Below are 17,604 nucleotides of genomic sequence, written 5' to 3' on the forward strand. Positions count from 1 at the left end.
TTCCTAGTTATCGTACCTAGTTATGGTCAATAACGCTTAAATCAAAGCCAGCAATTTGCTGGCTTTTTTGTTGGCTCTTTTGGTACTGGTTTTTTATAAAAGGGCTTTGCTTATGCTTACCAATTTTGGAATTGTATAGAGCTAGTTCGCGCGGGCCTTAACTTTTACCTGCCTTAACTTTCAGCGATGCTACTCTCTAGGCTCTTACGCTCAATAGCGTTAATTGAGGTAACCATCTGTTCATTGGCTGGCGCGTTAAAGCCATTTTTTTGTGCAAGTTGGCAAATAAAGCCATTAATGGATGAGATTTCTGTTGGGCGTTTAGCCAAAACATCGGCTAACATTGACGAAGTATTCAATTGTGTTGCTTTGGCAACGTTAAGTGCATTAGTAATAATGGCTTGTGCTGCCATCTCTACACCTTCCGTATGGGCTGCTTGAGCGACCTCGCTAGCGATTTGATGAATTACTTCAGAATAAGCTGGCGATTGTATTTCACCATTTTTAATGTCGTAAATAGCGGTTAAAGGGTTAATCACGCAATTTACCGCAAGTTTTTGCCACTGCTTTTCTTTAATATTCTGTTGCCAATTGATGGGAGGCAAAGCTTGGTTTAATGACGCTAGCCAAGCGGGGGCGCATGTAAGTGAATAGCGACTTTCTGCCTTATTTGGTAAGTGGTTTACTCTACCTAAATCACATTGGCCTAATCCCGTATGAATGGTATGAAACGGCGTTGGTTTAAAACAACCATGGGTGGTTAATAACGTATAAAATTGCAGTCGACTTTTTAACTGCTTATTAATGGCCTGATATACCCCCATACCATTGTGACACAAGATAATTTCTGTTTTATCATTCAGAAGCGGCGCCAATTGATTAACTCTATCAGCACAGTATTGAGATTTTACACAAACTATTACGAGATCTGCATTAAGCAGCATTTGCTTACTAGCCTGGTTTATGTGAATTTGCTCACTAAAACCATTAAATTGGCTAAAATTTTGGATAGGTGTTTGCTGAGTTGAATCATATTTTTTTGACAAAATATCTCGTGGCAGGTAACTCACACTTATGTGGTTACTGCGATGCAGGTAGTAATACCACAAACTACCAATAGCACCTAAGCCAACAATCACTACCTTTAAATTTTCAGTTGCACTACTCATTATAAATTATCAGCTTATCATTAATTACTAGCTGGTTTTCCGTAAACTAGCCATAACCACTTTAACAACATAAAGGTGAATATGCCGACTAAATCGGCAACAAAATCTCTAAGCTCGCCATTACGAAAGCCAAGGTAGTGTTGACCTACTTCACTTAAGGCTGCATAGGCAATTAAAGCACAGGCTAATGGAAAAGATGGTAGCTTTAGTAAACTGCTTAAGATCCAGCTCAATAAGAAAAAACCGATAAAATGACCAAAGCTATCAATATGGGTATTACTTGAAATGGTTTCTCTGAGCTCTGATGAAAAACTAAAGGTGACAGTTGCCAATAAAATAATCAGAAAAAAAAGTATGTGGTGAAGGTTTTTCAAATTGCTGCCTAAATTTAATAATTACCACTAAATACTAACATGAAGCTTAAAATAAAAAACTAACAAGCGTCTTAGATTTAACACGTTTTTATTGGTAATATAGCCAGCATTATTTGATGAATATTTATTGAAAAGAGAATGTTATGCCATCGTTTGATATTGTTTCCGAAATAAATTTAGAAGAAGTGCGCAATGCCACGGAAAACTCAACAAGAGAGTTAAGTACGCGTTTTGATTTTCGCGGTGTTGAAGCAAGTTTCGAGTGGAAGTCTCCTGCAGTGATTGTAAAAGCAGAAGGTGACTTTCAAGTAAAACAGATGATTGATATTTTGCGTAATCAGCTAGTTAAACGACAAATCGATCCTCGTTCAATGCAAATTTCTAATCCTGAGTTTTCAGGAAAAGTATGTACGCAACGTGTAACGTTTCAAGAAGGCATTGAAAAAGATGTTGCCAAAAAAGTGGTTAAGCTAATTAAAGACAGCAAAGCGAAAGTGCAGGCCGCTATTCAAGGTGAGCAAGTGCGCGTTACAGGTAAAAAGCGTGATGATTTACAAGGTGTAATGAAGCTAGTGAAAGACGCTGAGCTAGACCAGCCATTTCAGTTTAATAACTTTAGAGATTAGAACGTGTTGAGCTTTGTGGTATAAATTATGTTCGAATTTGGTGGCTTTTAATCTAGGCACACTAAGTGAAGTTTGGTTATGCCAAATAAATGCGGTGTAACAACGAGTAAAAGTCATTAAAACGAATCGATAGACAGAGTCAATTGAGTTTATCTACTACGTTTTCGCTTATTTAAGTGGAATAACCACACTACATACGCTCAGCCTTGTATACTAACTCAATTGACTACTGCAAAATCACACAGCAAAGTTTAAAACGCTCTACAAAAGCGAGCTTAAGGCTCGTTTTTTATTGCAATGTTATAACAAGTGTAATTGTTAGAGTAATTAATAGTTTACACTGCACACATCATAAACTAGCGCTGTTTTTATCGATAATGTAGACAAAGCGCTTGTCTTTAGCTGTCGACATTAAGTAAATTATGGCGCTTATAAAATAATAAAGTAGAATTTTCATGGGTGTTTCTCGGGGCGAATTTAGTTCGCGATTAGGGTTTATTATGGCCGCTGCAGGGTCTGCAGTTGGTTTAGGTAATGTCTGGGGTTTCCCTACGCAAACCGCAAGTAATGGCGGTGCCGCCTTTGTCTTAGTGTATTTAGTGTTGGCATTTTGTTTAGCATATCCAGCATTTATGGCAGAAATATTAATTGGTCGTTACGGGCAAGCTAATGCTGTAACCAGCCTGCAGAAAATGTCGAGACAGCGCTGGCAAAAGCATTTTGCATTCATCGTCGGCTTTGGCGGTATTATCTGTGCCGCATTGATTTTAAGCTTTTACGGCATACTAGCTGGCTGGATGATGTCTTATGCTATCGAGTCATTGGCACAAATTGCTCAATTACCCGCAGTAGCCGAGTGGGTCGTTGGTGGCACGTTAACTCGCAACCTTGTTTTTACCAGTTTATTTATGTTTTTAACGGTCTTTATTATCAGACGAGGTGTTGAAGACGGCATAGAAAAATGGTCAAAACGATTAATGCCAATGATGATTGGTTTGTTAGTTTTGCTAATCATATACGTTATGACGTTAGATGGTGCATCAGAAGGCTTAGAGGCTTATTTAAACCCAGATATTAGTCGAGTGTTAGAGCCCGACCTACTCATTAGTGCGCTGGGACAAGCGTTTTTCTCATTGTCTTTGGGGACATCGGTCATGGTGATCTATGGCTCTTATATCGCCAAGAAAGAAAATATGGTTACTATTGGCGCCCAAGTAACATTGATTGACGTAAGTATTGCCTTCTTGGCTGGCTTATTAATTATTCCTGCTATGTATGTAGCTCAAGCGCAAGGCGTACAAATTTTTGCGCAAGACGGCAGTTTATTAGCGGGGCCGACTCTGGTTTTCCAAGTGTTACCTAGTTTGTTCGATGGCATGGGGGCATTAGGTTTATTTGTTGGTTTAGCCTTCTTTATTCTGATGTCCATTGCTGCGCTAACTTCATCAATTTCGATGTTGGAAGGGCCAGTATCCTATGCAGTTGAACGTCATGAGGTACCACGTAAAAAAGCAACTACAATTATTGGTTTAGTGATACTGGCTATTAGCTTCGGTATTATTTCTAACTTAGGGGTTATGTTGGACTTAGTGGCAACTATTGCTACAGAATATGGTCAACCAATTATTGCTATGCTTTGTTGTGTTTTCGCTGGTTGGATTTGGCACCGTAGCGAGCTACTTGCAGAAATAAAACAAGGTAATGAAGCTGTTGAGTCAGGCGTATTTTGGAAGATATGGCCTTGGTATACTAAGTTTGTTTGCCCTGTCGCCATCGCGGCAGTATTTATCCATTCTTTGTTATAAATTTGCGTCAATATTTATAGAAAAAGCCAGTCAGATGACTGGCTTTTTTATATGAATGGTTAGCGACCTAAACACTACTTTCGCTTGGCTATTTCCAAAAGTAGTAGCTACAGCTCAAAAACACTAATGAGTTAATTGGCAACATTTGGCGAAGTTAAAGTCACTTCCTTATTTTTAACTAACTGCTTAAATTCTTCGTGGCTAATATTGTCATTAAAAACAGCGTCAACATTCGCTTCAATTATGCCTAACCAGCTATTTTTACCTGATGATTTAACTTGATACAAACAGGCATCTGCAAGCGCTATGAGCGTTTTACAACTGCATTCTATATCGATGGCAGGTATCGGAGGGTAACAACTAAAGCCAATAGAACATGTGACTTTATGGGTTTGCTGTTGGCCTAATTCTTGGCTTAGTTCTTGGTTTAGATCTTGGCTTAGCTGAAACTCCTGATTATTAATCGCTTCAACCATGCGCTCGGCCAGTAAAGGCCCATCTTCACGGTTAATGCCTCGGGCAATCGCGACAAACTCTTCTCCGCCCCAGCGGATCAAATAATCAGAATGACGGAATACCTTGGCCATACGTTGAGCAAACTGGCTAAGTATATTGTCACCAGCATTGTGTCCAAAGGTGTCATTAATCATCTTGAAATCATCAATATCTAAGATAAATACTACGATGTCAGATTGTTCAGGCTTAGGGGTATTACCTTGCTGCCAGTTTTGATAGATGCGTCGACATTGCTCTAAATCAATATAAATATGATTTTCTAAGAAACGTCGATTATTTAAGCCTGTCAGTCTATCCGTTAGGCTTATTGCCTCTATTTCAGCATATGCCTGCTGCAGTTCATTATTTTTTTGCTCTAACTCTGCCGTACGTTGTTTAACTAACTGGCCTAACATGCTGTTAGTTTTGCGTTGAAGGCGTCTGCCATAAATTAAAAAAACAACCGTTAAACAGCCGACGACAGTTAATAAAATGATAGTTATATTCAGCTTTTCTTGCTTAAGCAGCGCTTGTTGTAGAGACTTTTCTTTTTCTAAGAGTTCTATTTTAGTGGCGCGGCGAACAAATTCAGTTTTTGCTTGAGCATTGGCAATAGCGTCAATGCGTTTTTTATTAAATAGCGAGTCCTCAATCGACTTTTGTTTTTGCAACGCTGAAATAGCTTGCTCAGGTAAATTTAGCGCCATGTAGACTTTAACTCTTAATGCTTCAAAGTCGGCTTCTTTTGCTACTTCATTATTGAGTTTTGTGCGCTCTGAGCCTGCGGAAATATACGTAAGTGCTTTATTATAGTTTTGTTTTTGGATATATACGTTGCTAGCAATAAGGTAAGCATCGGCTAAAAGGCTTTGGTATTGATTAGCAATTGCTCGCTCGATTACCCCTAAAATGATGGTTTCAGCTTCAGATAATGCACCTGTATCTAACGCCAATTTCGCCAGTGATGTTCGTGCCCAGTCGGTATCTCGTGGCGTTTTAATTTCTTTAAATAAACTTAGTGTTTTGTTTAAATAAATGCGTGCTTCATCATGACGCTTTAACGTATTTAATACATAGCCAATTTTGTGGTTGCTATAGGCAATATCTTTGAGGTTACCGGATGTTTCATCTAGGGCTAAGGCATCATAGAAATACTTTAATGCGGTATCGTAATCACCCATTTGGCGCCTGATGTCGCCAAGGTTATATAAACCACTGGCGATGCCAGAGTTATCACCAAGTTCATATTTGATATCTAAAGAATGCTGATGAGCTTGAATTGCTTCGGTATATTGCCCCATTCTTTCTAGTACAACACCAATACTATTGTACACACCGCTAATGCCTTTTTTGTCGCCAATTTGTTCAAAAATTTGCATGGACTGATACAAAAACTCTAAGGCTTTGTCATATTGAGATTGATAACGGTAAGTCAGACCAAGTTGGCGCAATGCGTGACCTAAAGAGCGCTGCAAGTTTAGTTGTTGATAGCCAGAAATTGCTTTATTTAGCTGAATTTGGGCATTGTCATATTGGTTACGCTCCATGGCGTTTCTTGCCATTTGAAAATAAGCGTCGGCAATGCTTTTCGCTTGGTTTTTTGCCGTTGCCTCTGTTAACAGCTTGCTAGCAAGGGTTTCAGCAATGTCCATTTTTCCTTGAGCACGATAATTGGTAATTTGTTGATATAGGTCGTCTAAGTCACTAGCGAAGGCTTGTGGTGCGATTGAGAGCGAAATAATCAGCACAGTGGTAATGACCAAAAAAAAATTGTGCATAAAGTTGATAATCTTTTTAAGTACTACTTTTGTTGGCTAGTATAACAGCGCTCATTATATCTTGAAGCTAAATTGTTAACAGATTGTCACTATGGTGTTAGCGTATTAAATGCTTGGCCAAGGTAGGAGCCAAGGTTGTGTTAGTGTTGCTAACCATTGCTGGCAAGTTGGCAATTGAAATGCGCTACCGTATTCAGGGATAAGCGAGTAATGATAAGGTGTATTATTAAGGGTGAAACGTAACGAAAAGGCGTGTAAATAACCGCGATCGCTGGCACTTTTCGAATATAAAGGATCACCTAGAATTGGCGCACCAATACTGGCAAGTGCAACTCTGATTTGGTGTGTTTTTCCACTGTGGGGTTTTAGAATAAAGCCTCTTAAACCATTACCTAAACTATGGGAAAAAAATTGGGTAATAGCAGGGTTATCTTGTGTTCTTAATAACTTCCACATACCGCGACGACTTTTGGCCATGTCTCCTTTAATCAATCCTTGTTTTTTCTTAGGCTTTTGATCGCTAATGGCCAAGTAATATTTTTCCACTTGGTGTTGGCTAAATAGGGTTTGAAAGTGAGCCGCTGCTGGTTTATTTGTCGCTAAAATTAATAGGCCTGAGGTCATTTTATCAAGGCGATGCACAGGGAATAGTTCGGCAAGATTTAATTGGGTTTTAACGGTCGAAAATAGGCCATTGCCGGTGTCGCCTTCATCATGAAAGCTCGAATTGGCCGACTTATTTATGACAATAAAGTCGGCTTGTTGATCGATTAGCTCAAACATATAACTTAAAAGGTTAAGCCAATGGCAAAGTAAATCAGCACTGTAGCGACAGCGCCAAATAGGGCATATGGTAGCTGGGTTTTCACGTGTTCATAATGATCACAACCACTGGCGATGGAAGCAACCACTGTGGTATCTGAAATAGGTGAAGCATGATCACCAAATATCCCGCCGCCTAATACTGCTGCCACTAAAAATGACATTGGCAAGCCGGTTTCCATAGCAATCGGTACTGCAATTGGCACAAGTATCGCAAATGTGCCCCATGACGTGCCGGTAGCAAAGGCCATTGCGGCCGCAACGATAAATATAATAGGTGCGATAAAATAAAGCGGCACTTGAATATTCATTAATTCACTAACATAAGCTCCTGTACCTAGGGCTTTTATTGCACCACCAAAAGCAAATGACAACACTAGTATCAATACCGCAGGAGCCATATAAATTAAGCCATTGATAAAGGTTTTTGTGATTTGCTGTATAGACATTAATCGGTAGAAACTGATCATGGCGATAACGATCACACAAGCGCTAACGATCGCCCAAAACACTGAAAATGATCCCGAGCCTCGGCGCATATCACCGTCACCAGTAATAAATAGCAAACCTAAAGTAATAGCCAGTAATGCAATTAATGGAAACCACATAATACGTGCAGGGGCAGCTTTAACTGGTTCTGAACTTACTTCGCCTTGTTCGTAACTCCCCGCATGGGCCATAGGCCCATAAACTTTACCGGAATATGCGGTGTAATAAGCCATAGCAACGGCAATAATGGCATAAAAGTTATAGCCGATTGTGCCAATTAAAATACCGACAGGGTCATCAAAGTTAAAGCCATCTAATAGCCCTAAAACATAAGCGCCCCAACCGTTGATCAAAAATAAGATACTTACCGGTGCACATGTCGAATCAATTAAATAGGCGAGTCTTGCTCTGCTTAATTGATGTTTATCAAACAGCTGTTGGCTTGCCATGCCGGCAGTAAACATACTTAGGTTAGTATCGGTAAAAATACTGGTGCCGATTATTGTTGGTAACATGCTGGCTTGGCGCTGGTTTTTTACTAAATTTAACTTGGCCAAGTGCAGAATAAAGCCATTTACCGCACCAGAGTCGCTTAATAGTTTGACCATGGCACCAATGAGCAAACTAAAGGAAATAATATAAAGATTGCCTGTTGATGAGAAAACGTTAACCAGTTCGATAGCCGTACCGGAAATTCCGCTAAACACTTGCCATTGTGCAATCATTAAATGGCATAGCACTATGCCGCATAAAAGGGCGATTAATGCATTTTTTCGCCAAATGGCGACGATGATGGCAACAATGGGAGGAAGTAAACTTAAAGGACTATCTTGCATATCTTATTCTTTTTTATTTTTACCAATTTAATTCAATTGGTATTAGTTGTTTGGTCAGCGGTTAAGTCGCGCTATTTTGGCACCCTAGCGTTGAAATCTCCACTAACATTTTGACTCAATTTACCATGAGAAAAGGCTAGCGTATTGAAAAATCATCAATTACCCTTACATAGGTAACTATTCATATAAAAAAAACGCTATGCGGCGGAGTCAAATTGACCACTTCTCTTTCCGATTATTTAACAGCGCTATCGGCGCCTGAAAATCTTGCTGTTGTCTCTGGTATTAAACGTGGTGTTGAGCGTGAAGCATTGCGTGTGGTGAAAGAGGGGCGATTATCACAGCAGTCACATCGTCACGCGTTAGGTTCAGCGTTAACTCATCCATATATCACTACCGATTACTCAGAAACGTTACTCGAGTTTATTACTCCGGTCAGTGACAACGCAGAAAAAACTATCGATCAGCTTAAAGATATTCAACGTTATACCTATGAACATATTGACGGTGAATTACTTTGGCCACTAAGTATGCCGTGTTTTGTAGAAAATGATGATTTAATTCCACTTGCGCAATATGGCAGTTCAAATATTGGCCAAATGAAAACCACATATCGTCAGGGCCTGAAAAACCGTTATGGCAGCATGATGCAAGTGATTGCTGGTATTCACTTTAATTTTTCATTTTCTGAAGATTTTTGGCGAACCATACAAAAAATTGATGGTGATCAACGGCCACTACAAACCTTTATTTCTGAACGTTACTTTGCCTTAATTAGAAACTACAAGCGTCTATGCTGGATGATCCCGTATTTATACGGTAGTTCTCCGGTAATTTGTGGTTCATTTTTACAAAATAAGCCGCAAAAATTACCGTTTAAACGTTCTGAAAGTGGGTATTTGTATCTTGAATATGCTACCTCTTTACGTATGAGTGACTTGGGCTATACCAATAGCGCTCAATCTACGCTTAATATTTGTTATAACGACTTGGAAAGCTATGTTAAAGGTGTAAAGAATGCGATTTCATTGCCTTCTGCAGAGTTTGAAAAAATTGGTGTTAAGGTTGATGGTAAATATAGGCAGCTTAATAGCAATGTCTTGCAGATTGAAAATGAACTTTATGCACCGATTCGACCTAAGCGCGTTGCCAAGTCAGGTGAAAAGCCATCTGAGGCACTCAATAGCCGAGGGGTAGAATATATTGAAGTTAGAGCGCTTGATGTAAATCCATTTACTGAAACCGGTATTAGTCTTGAACAAGTGCATTTCTTAGATGTGTTTTTAACTTATTGTGCTTTAGCGCCAAGCCCTGCGATGACCGCTGAATTACAAAAACGCTATGAACACAATATGGATAAAGTCGTACTTAATGGTCGAGATCCTGAACTTAAATTAAATGATGACAACCAATGCAAATCAATTCCTGAATGGGGACAAGAGCTGTTTGCAGAGTTTGATCAAGTCGCTGATTTACTTGATAAAAGTTATGGCAGTAATTGTTATCAAATCGCCACAGAAAATGAACGGGCAAAAATTCTTGATAGCCGCTTAACGCCATCAGCTAAAATTGTCGATTTAGTGGTTAATCAAAAAGTTCGTTTTTCTCAATTAGCGTTAGAACTCGCTGAGCAATATCGTCATCAGCAATTAAACAACGGTTATTTAACCTTTAGCCAAGTGCAATTAGATGAAGCAGTACTTAAGTCACATCAAGAACAAGCGGCAATAGAAGCAGCCGATACACTAGATTTTGACAGCTTTTTGGCGGATTACTTTAGTAAAAAGTAACTGTTTTTAGAAGCTCAAGGAAGGGTAATTTAAGACAAAAAAAAGCGCGTTAGGGCAACGCGCTACTAAAACAAGAAAGCAGTCCAGGGAGGTTTTGCTCTCAATTTATATGACCCAATTAAATCTTGTTAGTTCAAAAAATAATCAAATAAATTTCATCAAAGCATCACATTTAAATTAACTTGATAATTTTTTTGGTAATTTAATTAAAAAATTTTGGCCAAAAAAAACGCGTTCATCTGTGAACGCGTAAAGTCTTCATGAAACACTAAGGGAAAATAAGCCTCTCAATTAATAAGACCGAGTATTTGGTGAAAGGTTCCTAAACAATCAAAAAAATTTAAATTAAATTTTAATATCAGGTTAACTAGCAGAAAAGATTAGAAAAAATAAGATAAAAAAAAGCGCGTTTATTGGCTAAACGCGCTATACAAGAATAAACATAAAACACTAAGGGAGTATATCACTCACTAAGTAGGACTTAGTGTTCTGCAATTAGTTCAAATTATTTTTTAATTAAAAAATTTTGTTGGCAAAAATGGAATATTTATCGCTGGCTAATTCTTTATAAGTACTGTTTGACCTGCCTAACGCGCCTAATTCGTTGTGCGTCAATTTTTAACTGGCTTTATTGGTCAATGTTGTCAGATTCAAGTTAAATAATGCGCAAAAAAAACGCGCTTATAAAAAGCGCGTAGGGAAGGTATAACAAAAAAAGTATCAGTAAATATATACAACTACATACATATAACTAAGGGTTACAACAATAGGGGGTATAACAAAAGTCTCTGCACAGTAAGAGTGCTAAGTTAAAGAAAAGTTCAGAAATATTTAGCATTTTAATTTTTTTTTAATAACGGCTCTGGCATCATAGCTTCCACAATTGTTGTTTTCCTAGTGTTTCATGTCGTCAATCAAGTATTTTGTTATCAGTATAGTCTCGGTTTTTTTGTTAGCTGGCTGTGCTACCCCACCTCCTAAAAACCCAGAAAATCTTTGTGAAATATTCCGAGAGCATCGCGATTGGTACTTTGCCGCTAAAGATGCGCGTGATCGCTGGGGCGTGCCTATTCATGTACCAATGAGTATGATGTATCAAGAAAGTTCTTTTAGAGCTGATGCCTTGCCCCCTAAAGACTATTTACTCGGTTTTATCCCGTGGGGACGAGTCAGTAGTGCTTATGGCTATTCACAGGCAAAAACAGTGACTTGGGACGATTATATTAAAGAAACAGGAAATTCATGGGCCGATCGTGATGACTTTGAAGATGCGATTGATTTTATGGGGTGGTTTATCTTTAAAACCCAAAAAATTAATAAAATCTCTAAGTGGGATGCCTATAATCAATACCTTAATTACCACGAAGGTTGGGGCGGATTTAAACGCAAAACCTATAAGAAAAAAGCTTGGTTAGTTAAGGTGGCGCGAAAAGTGGACAATCGGGCGCGTCAATATTCTAGCCAATTAAAAAGCTGTGAAGCCGATTTAAATAAAAGTTGGTTGTGGCGATTATTTTTTGGTTGATTAGGGGCTGTTGATCTTTCAGTTTATAACGCTGTTGTTTTTGAAAAAGCGGTCAATCGCGGCGCTTAATATAAAGTTTGGTTGTTCCAAATGCATATTAAGCAACAAAGAGTGACACTTTTTCAGAACAACCCGAAGGGCTATAGCAGAGACTAAAATGAAAGTTCAACAGACCCTAGTAACACGCAGACAGCCTAATAAAATAATCAGTTAAATTACTCTAACATAAGCGCGCTCGACTATCTTTATGGTAGACTAGCGCGTTTTTTCATTTCTGCGTATATTTTTGCGCCAATCACTTATAAGGCTATTCATGTCATTTTCACAGCTTGGGCTTTCAGATGCTTTGTTAAAATCTATTAAAGAACAAGGATATAGTTCGCCATCGCCAATTCAGGAGCAGGCGATACCAGCTGTACTTTCTGGTAAAGATGTGATGGCAGCGGCGCAAACTGGTACAGGTAAAACTGCTGGCTTTACTTTACCAATTTTACAATTGCTGGATGAAAAAGGCGCTAAAGCTTCAAGTAATTGCGTTAAAACCTTAGTGTTGACCCCAACTCGCGAACTTGCCGCTCAGGTGGCTAAAAGTGTTGAAACCTATAGCCAATATCTATCTATCACCAGTGATGTTGTTTTTGGTGGCGTAAAAATAAACCCACAAATGATGCGTTTACGTCAAGGTGTTGATGTTTTAGTAGCGACACCTGGCAGGCTATTAGATTTACATCAGCATAACGCCATAAAGTTTCATGAGTTGGAAATGTTGGTACTTGATGAAGCTGATCGCATGCTTGATATGGGCTTTATTCGCGATATTAAAAAGATTTTGGCGCTACTTCCTAAAAAGCGTCAGAACTTATTGTTCTCAGCAACGTTTTCTCCAGATATTCGAGAACTGGCAAAAGACTTAGTTCATAAGCCAATTGAAGTGTCGGTGACGCCGGAAAATACCACAGCGGCGACTATTGAACATTGGCTAGTGGCGTGTGATAAAAAGAAAAAATCGGCATTACTTAATAAATTGATTGTCGATAATAATTGGCAACAAGTTTTAGTGTTTACCCGAACTAAGCATGGCGCTAATCGTTTAACTCGTTATTTGGAAGCAGAAGGCCATAAAGCGGCTGCGATCCATGGCAATAAGAGCCAATCTGCTCGCACTAAAGCCTTAGCACAATTTAAAGATAAAACTATTCAAGTACTTGTGGCAACCGATATTGCCGCGCGTGGTATTGATATTAGCCAATTGCCACAAGTGGTCAATTTTGAACTACCGAATGTCCAAGAAGATTATGTACACCGTATTGGCCGAACTGGCCGTGCAGGTATTGACGGCCAAGCAATATCGCTAGTATGTGCAGATGAGTACAAACAATTAGTAGATATTGAATATATTATTCAGCAACATATTCCACGTAAAGAAGTTGAAGGATTTGCCCCTAATCAGCCGTTAGAGCCATCGCGTGCGATCAGAGCATTAAAACCGAAGAAACCTAAAAAACCGAAAAAGCCTAATGCGAATAGTAGCCAAGACAAAGAACATCACGATGGTCAGCGCTCTGCGGATAATGCACGAGGCCATAAGCCAAAAAGCAAAAATCCTCGTCATCAGGTAAGTCGATCTAAACATACTGATCGTAGTGGTAACGTGCCAAGTAAAGGCCGCGCCAGAACACATGCCAATCGTGGTAAACGACCTGCGGTGAAGTCTAACTAGACGTAAATAATCATTTTCGATGTCGATAAAAACCAAGCCAATTTAGCTTGGTTTTTTATTAGTATATTTTTGTACTTCTGAATTGGTTTAAGGTGTTAGGTAGCCGAGGTTTTTTAGCTGGCTTTGTTCAAAGGTGTTAACAACGTCACCAATAATGATAAGCGTCGGTGGCTTGATATTATGTTGATCCACTAATTCAACAATATTGCTTAGCTGACCTTTGACCAGTTTTTGTTTTTGCGTTGTCCCGCGTTGAATAAGCGCTACCGGCGTCGACATAGCACGTCCCGCATTGTTTAGTTGCTCGACAATAATGGCTAAGGTTTTTACCCCCATGTAGAAAACAATGGTTTGTTGCTGATCTTGCAGTGCTGACCAAGGTAAATCTAAGCTACCATCTTGCTGAACATGGCCGGTGATTAATGTGCAGGCACGAGCAACATTGCGATGGGTTAAGGGAATGCCGACATAGGCTGCACACGAAGAGGCCGCAGTCATCCCTGGGACAATATGACAAGCAACCCCATGAGCTAGTGCAAATTGTGCTTCTTCACCGCCACGACCGAAAACAAAAGGATCGCCACCTTTTAATCGTACTACTTTTTTACCAAGCTTTGCTTGTTCAACGATGATTTCATTGATCCTTTCTTGCGGCACCTTATGATCTGCTTGCTTTTTGCCGACATAAATTTTTTCACAGGTAGTTGGTAGCAAAGCCATAATTTCTTCACTGACTAAGCGATCGTAAATAGCCACTTCTGCCTGACAAATAAAGCGGTATGCTTGCAGAGTCAGTAAATCTGGATCACCAGGACCTGCACCAACTAGGGCGACTTCGCCAGCAACAAAAGCTTGTTTATTAAGGTTAAAATTTTTAGGCATTTAATTACACTTAATTAAAGGTGAAAAATTAGTATCAGATGTTGGCATCATATCACTAGTAAACGTTAAAAATACTATTAAAATTCGATTTTATATAGCATTAAGTTATATGCTTTGTGCTTTATCCTGTAATCTCGTAAATTGGTCTTAAATATATTTTACTAAGCGCTAGAGCTAGGTAGCTTTAGCTAAGTTACACTCGTTTATTTAGTGAATATTGCTCCAAATATTGTTAAGAGTATTGCTTAGAGTATTGTTGAACGAAATGAGAAATAGTTAATTATTGTCACGCTAATTATAGGCATGGATAACTTAAAAGCGCAGATGACGAGCTCAACAGTATAGAGCAATATCAATAAGTAACGAGATAAAAATAATCATAATTTAAGGCGCTCAAATGAAATCAACTAAGGTAAAACTTCTCGCAAAAAGATTACCCTTACCCACATTACTCGCACTAACTGCCGTTTCTTTTCCATCTTATTCTGCTGCAGTTCCGCCCAGTGAACAGCCAATTTTACGAGATATTCAACAGCAAGTGAGTGCAAAGCGTTTAAAGTCGGATGTCACTAGCTTAGTTAATTTTGGTACTCGCCATAGTTTATCTGATACTAAGTCAGACACCCGAGGCATAGGGGCCGCTCGTCGATGGATTAAGGCGGAGTTTGAAAAAATCTCTCAAGCCTGTGGTGGTTGTTTAGAGGTGGTTTATCAGCGCCAAACGTTTTCCGGTGAAAAGCGAATTCCCGAGCCAACCGAAATTGTCAATGTCGTCGCAATTCAACGAGGCAAAACTGATCCTAACCGTTATATTGTCATGAGTGGCGATATTGACTCGCGTGTATCGGATCCACTTGATTTTACCAGTGACTCTCCGGGCGCAAATGATAATGCCTCTGGCGTTGCTGGCGTAATTGAAGCGGCACGAGTACTTTCTCAATATAAATTCGATGGCACCTTAGTGTACGCCGCGTTATCTGGCGAAGAGCAGGGACTGTTTGGCGGTAAAATTATGGCGGGAATCGCCAAAAAAGAAAATTGGCGCGTTGAAGCGGTGATCAATAATGACATGATTGGTAATATTGCCGGCATCAATGGCGTAATTAATAACACCACCGCTCGCGTTTTTTCAGAAGGTGTTAGATATGTTGAAACGCCAGAAGAAGCGAAGCTAAGACGTTTTACCGGTGGTGAAGTAGACTCGCCATCGCGCAATCTCGCTCGTTATATCGATAAAATTGCCGATGATTATATTCCAAACTTAGATGTGATGATGATTTATCGTTTAGATCGATTTGGCCGTGGTGGTCATCATCGTCCGTTTAATGAAGTTGGCTTTCCTGCCGTTCGTATTATGGAAACCAATGAACATTATGATCGCCAACATCAAGATATCAGAACCGAAAATGGGCGCGCTTATGGTGATGTGTTATCAGGTGTTGATTTTGACTTTAATGCTAAATTGACCTCGCTAAACGCGGTAACTATGGCATCTATGGCTTGGGCTCCAGCACCTCCAGCTAATGTCAGTATCTCAGGGGCTGTGCAACCATCTACTAAATTAAAGTGGCAAAAGCCGACTGGAAAAATGGCAGAAAATCTTGCTGGCTACCGCGTGCATTGGCGTTTAACGACGGACGCAACTTGGACACACAGCCAGTACGTTGGTGATGTTAGTGAATTTGAATTAAAGAATATTGTTATTGATAACTATTTCTTTGGTGTGAGCAGTGTCGCGAAAGATGGCTTTGAATCACCTGTGGTCTTCCCAGGTCCTGCTGGATCATTTGGTGGCTATAACTAATGAAGCAACTCGTTAGCCTATTAATTATATTGGCATGCGTTCAACAGGCGGTAGCGGAAAGTTGGCAACCACTGCCATTAAAAGAACGAGCACAAGTTATTGACCGAATTACTGAAAAGCGCATCAGCACTTTAATGCCTGAGATTATGCGAACTGCCAATCTTGATATGTGGATGATTATTTCGCGTGAGTATAACGAAGATCCGGTACTTAAAACCTTATTGCCAAGTACTTGGCTCTCTGCCAGACGCCGCACGATATTAGTGATTGTTAATGACCCCGTAGAAGGGTTGCAAACCTTTGCGATTGCCCCGTATAAAGTGGGGAATTTATTTACTAAAGCGTGGGATAAGTCCAAACAAGCGGATCAATGGCAAGCACTTGTTGACTTAATTGAGCGCTATCAGCCAAACACTATTGGCATCAATCAATCTGAGCATTGGGCACATGCAGATGGTTTAGTGGTTACCGATAAAAACGAATTACTCAGTTATCTACCTAAGAAATATCAGGATAGATTAGTCCCTGCAGAATCAGCAGCAGTTAGCTGGCTTGAACAACGAATCCCAGAAGAAATTGATATTTATCAACCATTAGTAGCAAAGGCACATAAGTTAATTGCGCGGGCATTTTCATCTGAAGTTATCACCCCAGGTGTTACTACGACCGAAGATGTTATTTGGTGGTTACGAGAACAAGTGCTTGAGCAAAAATTAGCAACTTGGTTTCATCCTTCAGTGTCGATACAACGTAGTGACAAAGTTAAATTTGATCATGAAGACAGCTTCACTAATGGCTATGGCAACCAAGTTATTCAGCCGGGCGACTTACTCCATGTCGATTTTGGCTTGACTTACTTAAGGCTTAACACTGATACCCAACAACATGCTTATGTGTTGAAAAAAGGTGAAACTACCGCACCTGATTATTTAGTGGCAGCTTTAGCGAAAGGCAATCAGTTGCAAGATGTATTTACGGGGGAGTTTCGCGCAGGGCGTACAGGTAATCAGGTATTAAAATCCAGTCGCGAAATTGCTATAGCACAAGGGCTAAAGCCAACGATTTATACCCATCCGCTTGGCTATCACGGTCATGCCGCTGGTACAACATTAGGGATGTGGGATGCCCAACAAGGGGTTGAAGGTAGCGGTGACTACCCATTGCATTTAAATACCGCTTATTCGATAGAGCTTAATAATGCCCAATATATTGAGGCTTGGGGTAAAGAAATTCGCATTATGTTAGAAGAAGATGCGTTTTTCGATAAAACCGGCGTCTGGTATTTGAATGGTCGCCAACAACAATTGTTGTTAGTTAAATCAGACTAATCAAGTCACTTAACGTGTCAGTAAAATGATAAAAAGAAAGGCTATGTTCCCGTAAATTGTTGCTATACTGTATGTAGATACAGTTAACGAGGGTTTACTCATGATCCCAGCACAATTTACAAAGCTGATAACCGAGTTAGAAAACTTAACGGATAGCCAAG

The 17,604-nt window shown here is 39.6% G+C and carries 13 protein-coding genes; 7 read left to right on the top strand and 6 right to left on the bottom strand.

What is annotated here, in order from left to right; all coding sequences use genetic code 11:
- Positions 1 to 173: 173 nt before the first annotated feature.
- Together ACOB82_RS06280 and ACOB82_RS06285 are read right to left on the bottom strand one after the other, a co-directional pair.
- Positions 174 to 1,169, bottom strand: a complete 996-nt coding sequence (locus tag ACOB82_RS06280; protein ID WP_448212090.1) for a ketopantoate reductase family protein — start codon at positions 1,167 to 1,169, stop codon at positions 174 to 176.
- A gap of 20 nt (positions 1,170 to 1,189) precedes the next feature.
- Positions 1,190 to 1,543 (bottom strand): VanZ family protein, encoded by a 354-nt coding sequence (locus ACOB82_RS06285; protein WP_448212091.1) that lies wholly within the window; start codon positions 1,541 to 1,543, stop codon positions 1,190 to 1,192.
- Between the two features lie 143 nt (positions 1,544 to 1,686).
- On the opposite strand from ACOB82_RS06285, the gene ACOB82_RS06290 reads away from it, so the two are divergent.
- Together ACOB82_RS06290 and ACOB82_RS06295 are read left to right on the top strand one after the other, a co-directional pair.
- Positions 1,687 to 2,169, top strand: a complete 483-nt coding sequence (locus ACOB82_RS06290; RefSeq protein WP_448212092.1) for a YajQ family cyclic di-GMP-binding protein — start codon at positions 1,687 to 1,689, stop codon at positions 2,167 to 2,169.
- A gap of 455 nt (positions 2,170 to 2,624) precedes the next feature.
- A complete protein-coding gene (locus tag ACOB82_RS06295; protein ID WP_448212093.1) occupies positions 2,625 to 3,974 on the top strand; it encodes a sodium-dependent transporter in 1,350 nt (449 codons plus the stop codon).
- Between the two features lie 131 nt (positions 3,975 to 4,105).
- Here the strand turns inward: ACOB82_RS06295 and ACOB82_RS06300 are convergent, their stop codons facing one another.
- The 3 genes from ACOB82_RS06300 to ACOB82_RS06310 form a co-directional block, all read right to left on the bottom strand.
- The gene (locus ACOB82_RS06300; RefSeq protein ID WP_448212094.1) at positions 4,106 to 6,247 is read right to left on the bottom strand and encodes a tetratricopeptide repeat-containing diguanylate cyclase; all 2,142 of its coding nucleotides are present in this window, start codon (positions 6,245 to 6,247) and stop codon (positions 4,106 to 4,108) included.
- Positions 6,248 to 6,352: 105 nt separating this feature from the next.
- Positions 6,353 to 7,030, bottom strand: a complete 678-nt coding sequence (locus tag ACOB82_RS06305) for a TIGR01621 family pseudouridine synthase (RefSeq protein ID WP_448212095.1) — start codon at positions 7,028 to 7,030, stop codon at positions 6,353 to 6,355.
- A gap of 5 nt (positions 7,031 to 7,035) precedes the next feature.
- Positions 7,036 to 8,394 (bottom strand): Na+/H+ antiporter NhaC family protein, encoded by a 1,359-nt coding sequence (locus tag ACOB82_RS06310; RefSeq protein ID WP_448212096.1) that lies wholly within the window; start codon positions 8,392 to 8,394, stop codon positions 7,036 to 7,038.
- Positions 8,395 to 8,609: 215 nt separating this feature from the next.
- Here ACOB82_RS06310 and gshA point away from each other — a divergent pair, with 215 nt between their 5' ends.
- The 3 genes from gshA (at position 8,610) to ACOB82_RS06325 (ending at position 13,429) form a co-directional block, all read left to right on the top strand.
- Positions 8,610 to 10,184 carry a glutamate--cysteine ligase gene (gene gshA, locus ACOB82_RS06315; protein ID WP_448212097.1) on the top strand — a complete coding sequence of 525 codons (1,575 nt, stop codon included), beginning with the start codon at positions 8,610 to 8,612 and terminating at the stop codon, positions 10,182 to 10,184.
- A gap of 904 nt (positions 10,185 to 11,088) precedes the next feature.
- Positions 11,089 to 11,709, top strand: a complete 621-nt coding sequence (locus ACOB82_RS06320; RefSeq protein WP_448212098.1) for a transglycosylase SLT domain-containing protein — start codon at positions 11,089 to 11,091, stop codon at positions 11,707 to 11,709.
- Between the two features lie 313 nt (positions 11,710 to 12,022).
- Positions 12,023 to 13,429, top strand: a complete 1,407-nt coding sequence (locus tag ACOB82_RS06325; RefSeq protein ID WP_448212099.1) for a DEAD/DEAH box helicase — start codon at positions 12,023 to 12,025, stop codon at positions 13,427 to 13,429.
- Positions 13,430 to 13,516: 87 nt separating this feature from the next.
- On the opposite strand, the gene cobA is transcribed toward ACOB82_RS06325, so the two are convergent.
- Positions 13,517 to 14,311 carry a uroporphyrinogen-III C-methyltransferase gene (gene cobA / locus ACOB82_RS06330; RefSeq protein WP_448212100.1) on the bottom strand — a complete coding sequence of 265 codons (795 nt, stop codon included), beginning with the start codon at positions 14,309 to 14,311 and terminating at the stop codon, positions 13,517 to 13,519.
- A 397-nt stretch (positions 14,312 to 14,708) separates the two neighbouring features.
- Here cobA and ACOB82_RS06335 point away from each other — a divergent pair, with 397 nt between their 5' ends.
- Positions 14,709 to 16,115, top strand: a complete 1,407-nt coding sequence (locus ACOB82_RS06335; RefSeq protein WP_448212101.1) for a M28 family peptidase — start codon at positions 14,709 to 14,711, stop codon at positions 16,113 to 16,115.
- Positions 16,115 to 17,443, top strand: coding sequence for a M24 family metallopeptidase (locus ACOB82_RS06340; RefSeq protein WP_448212102.1), 1,329 nt, complete (start codon positions 16,115 to 16,117; stop codon positions 17,441 to 17,443). Before ACOB82_RS06335 ends, ACOB82_RS06340 begins: the two co-directional genes overlap by 1 nt.
- Positions 17,444 to 17,604: the final 161 nt, after the last annotated feature.

Source organism: Colwellia sp. MEBiC06753, from assembly GCF_053470325.1.

What these genes read in the sequence shown, in the direction of transcription:
- ACOB82_RS06320 (WP_448212098.1), top strand. Translation starts at nt 11,089, where the DNA reads ATGTCGTCAATCAAGTATTTTGTTATCAGTATAGTCTCGGTTTTTTTG.
- ACOB82_RS06295 (WP_448212093.1), top strand. Translation starts at nt 2,625, where the DNA reads ATGGGTGTTTCTCGGGGCGAATTTAGTTCGCGATTAGGGTTTATTATG.
- ACOB82_RS06335 (WP_448212101.1), top strand. Translation starts at nt 14,709, where the DNA reads ATGAAATCAACTAAGGTAAAACTTCTCGCAAAAAGATTACCCTTACCC.
- cobA (WP_448212100.1), bottom strand. Translation starts at nt 14,311, where the DNA reads ATGCCTAAAAATTTTAACCTTAATAAACAAGCTTTTGTTGCTGGCGAA.
- ACOB82_RS06310 (WP_448212096.1), bottom strand. Translation starts at nt 8,394, where the DNA reads ATGCAAGATAGTCCTTTAAGTTTACTTCCTCCCATTGTTGCCATCATC.
- ACOB82_RS06290 (WP_448212092.1), top strand. Translation starts at nt 1,687, where the DNA reads ATGCCATCGTTTGATATTGTTTCCGAAATAAATTTAGAAGAAGTGCGC.
- ACOB82_RS06340 (WP_448212102.1), top strand. Translation starts at nt 16,115, where the DNA reads ATGAAGCAACTCGTTAGCCTATTAATTATATTGGCATGCGTTCAACAG.
- ACOB82_RS06305 (WP_448212095.1), bottom strand. Translation starts at nt 7,030, where the DNA reads ATGTTTGAGCTAATCGATCAACAAGCCGACTTTATTGTCATAAATAAG.
- ACOB82_RS06280 (WP_448212090.1), bottom strand. Translation starts at nt 1,169, where the DNA reads ATGAGTAGTGCAACTGAAAATTTAAAGGTAGTGATTGTTGGCTTAGGT.
- ACOB82_RS06300 (WP_448212094.1), bottom strand. Translation starts at nt 6,247, where the DNA reads ATGCACAATTTTTTTTTGGTCATTACCACTGTGCTGATTATTTCGCTC.
- ACOB82_RS06325 (WP_448212099.1), top strand. Translation starts at nt 12,023, where the DNA reads ATGTCATTTTCACAGCTTGGGCTTTCAGATGCTTTGTTAAAATCTATT.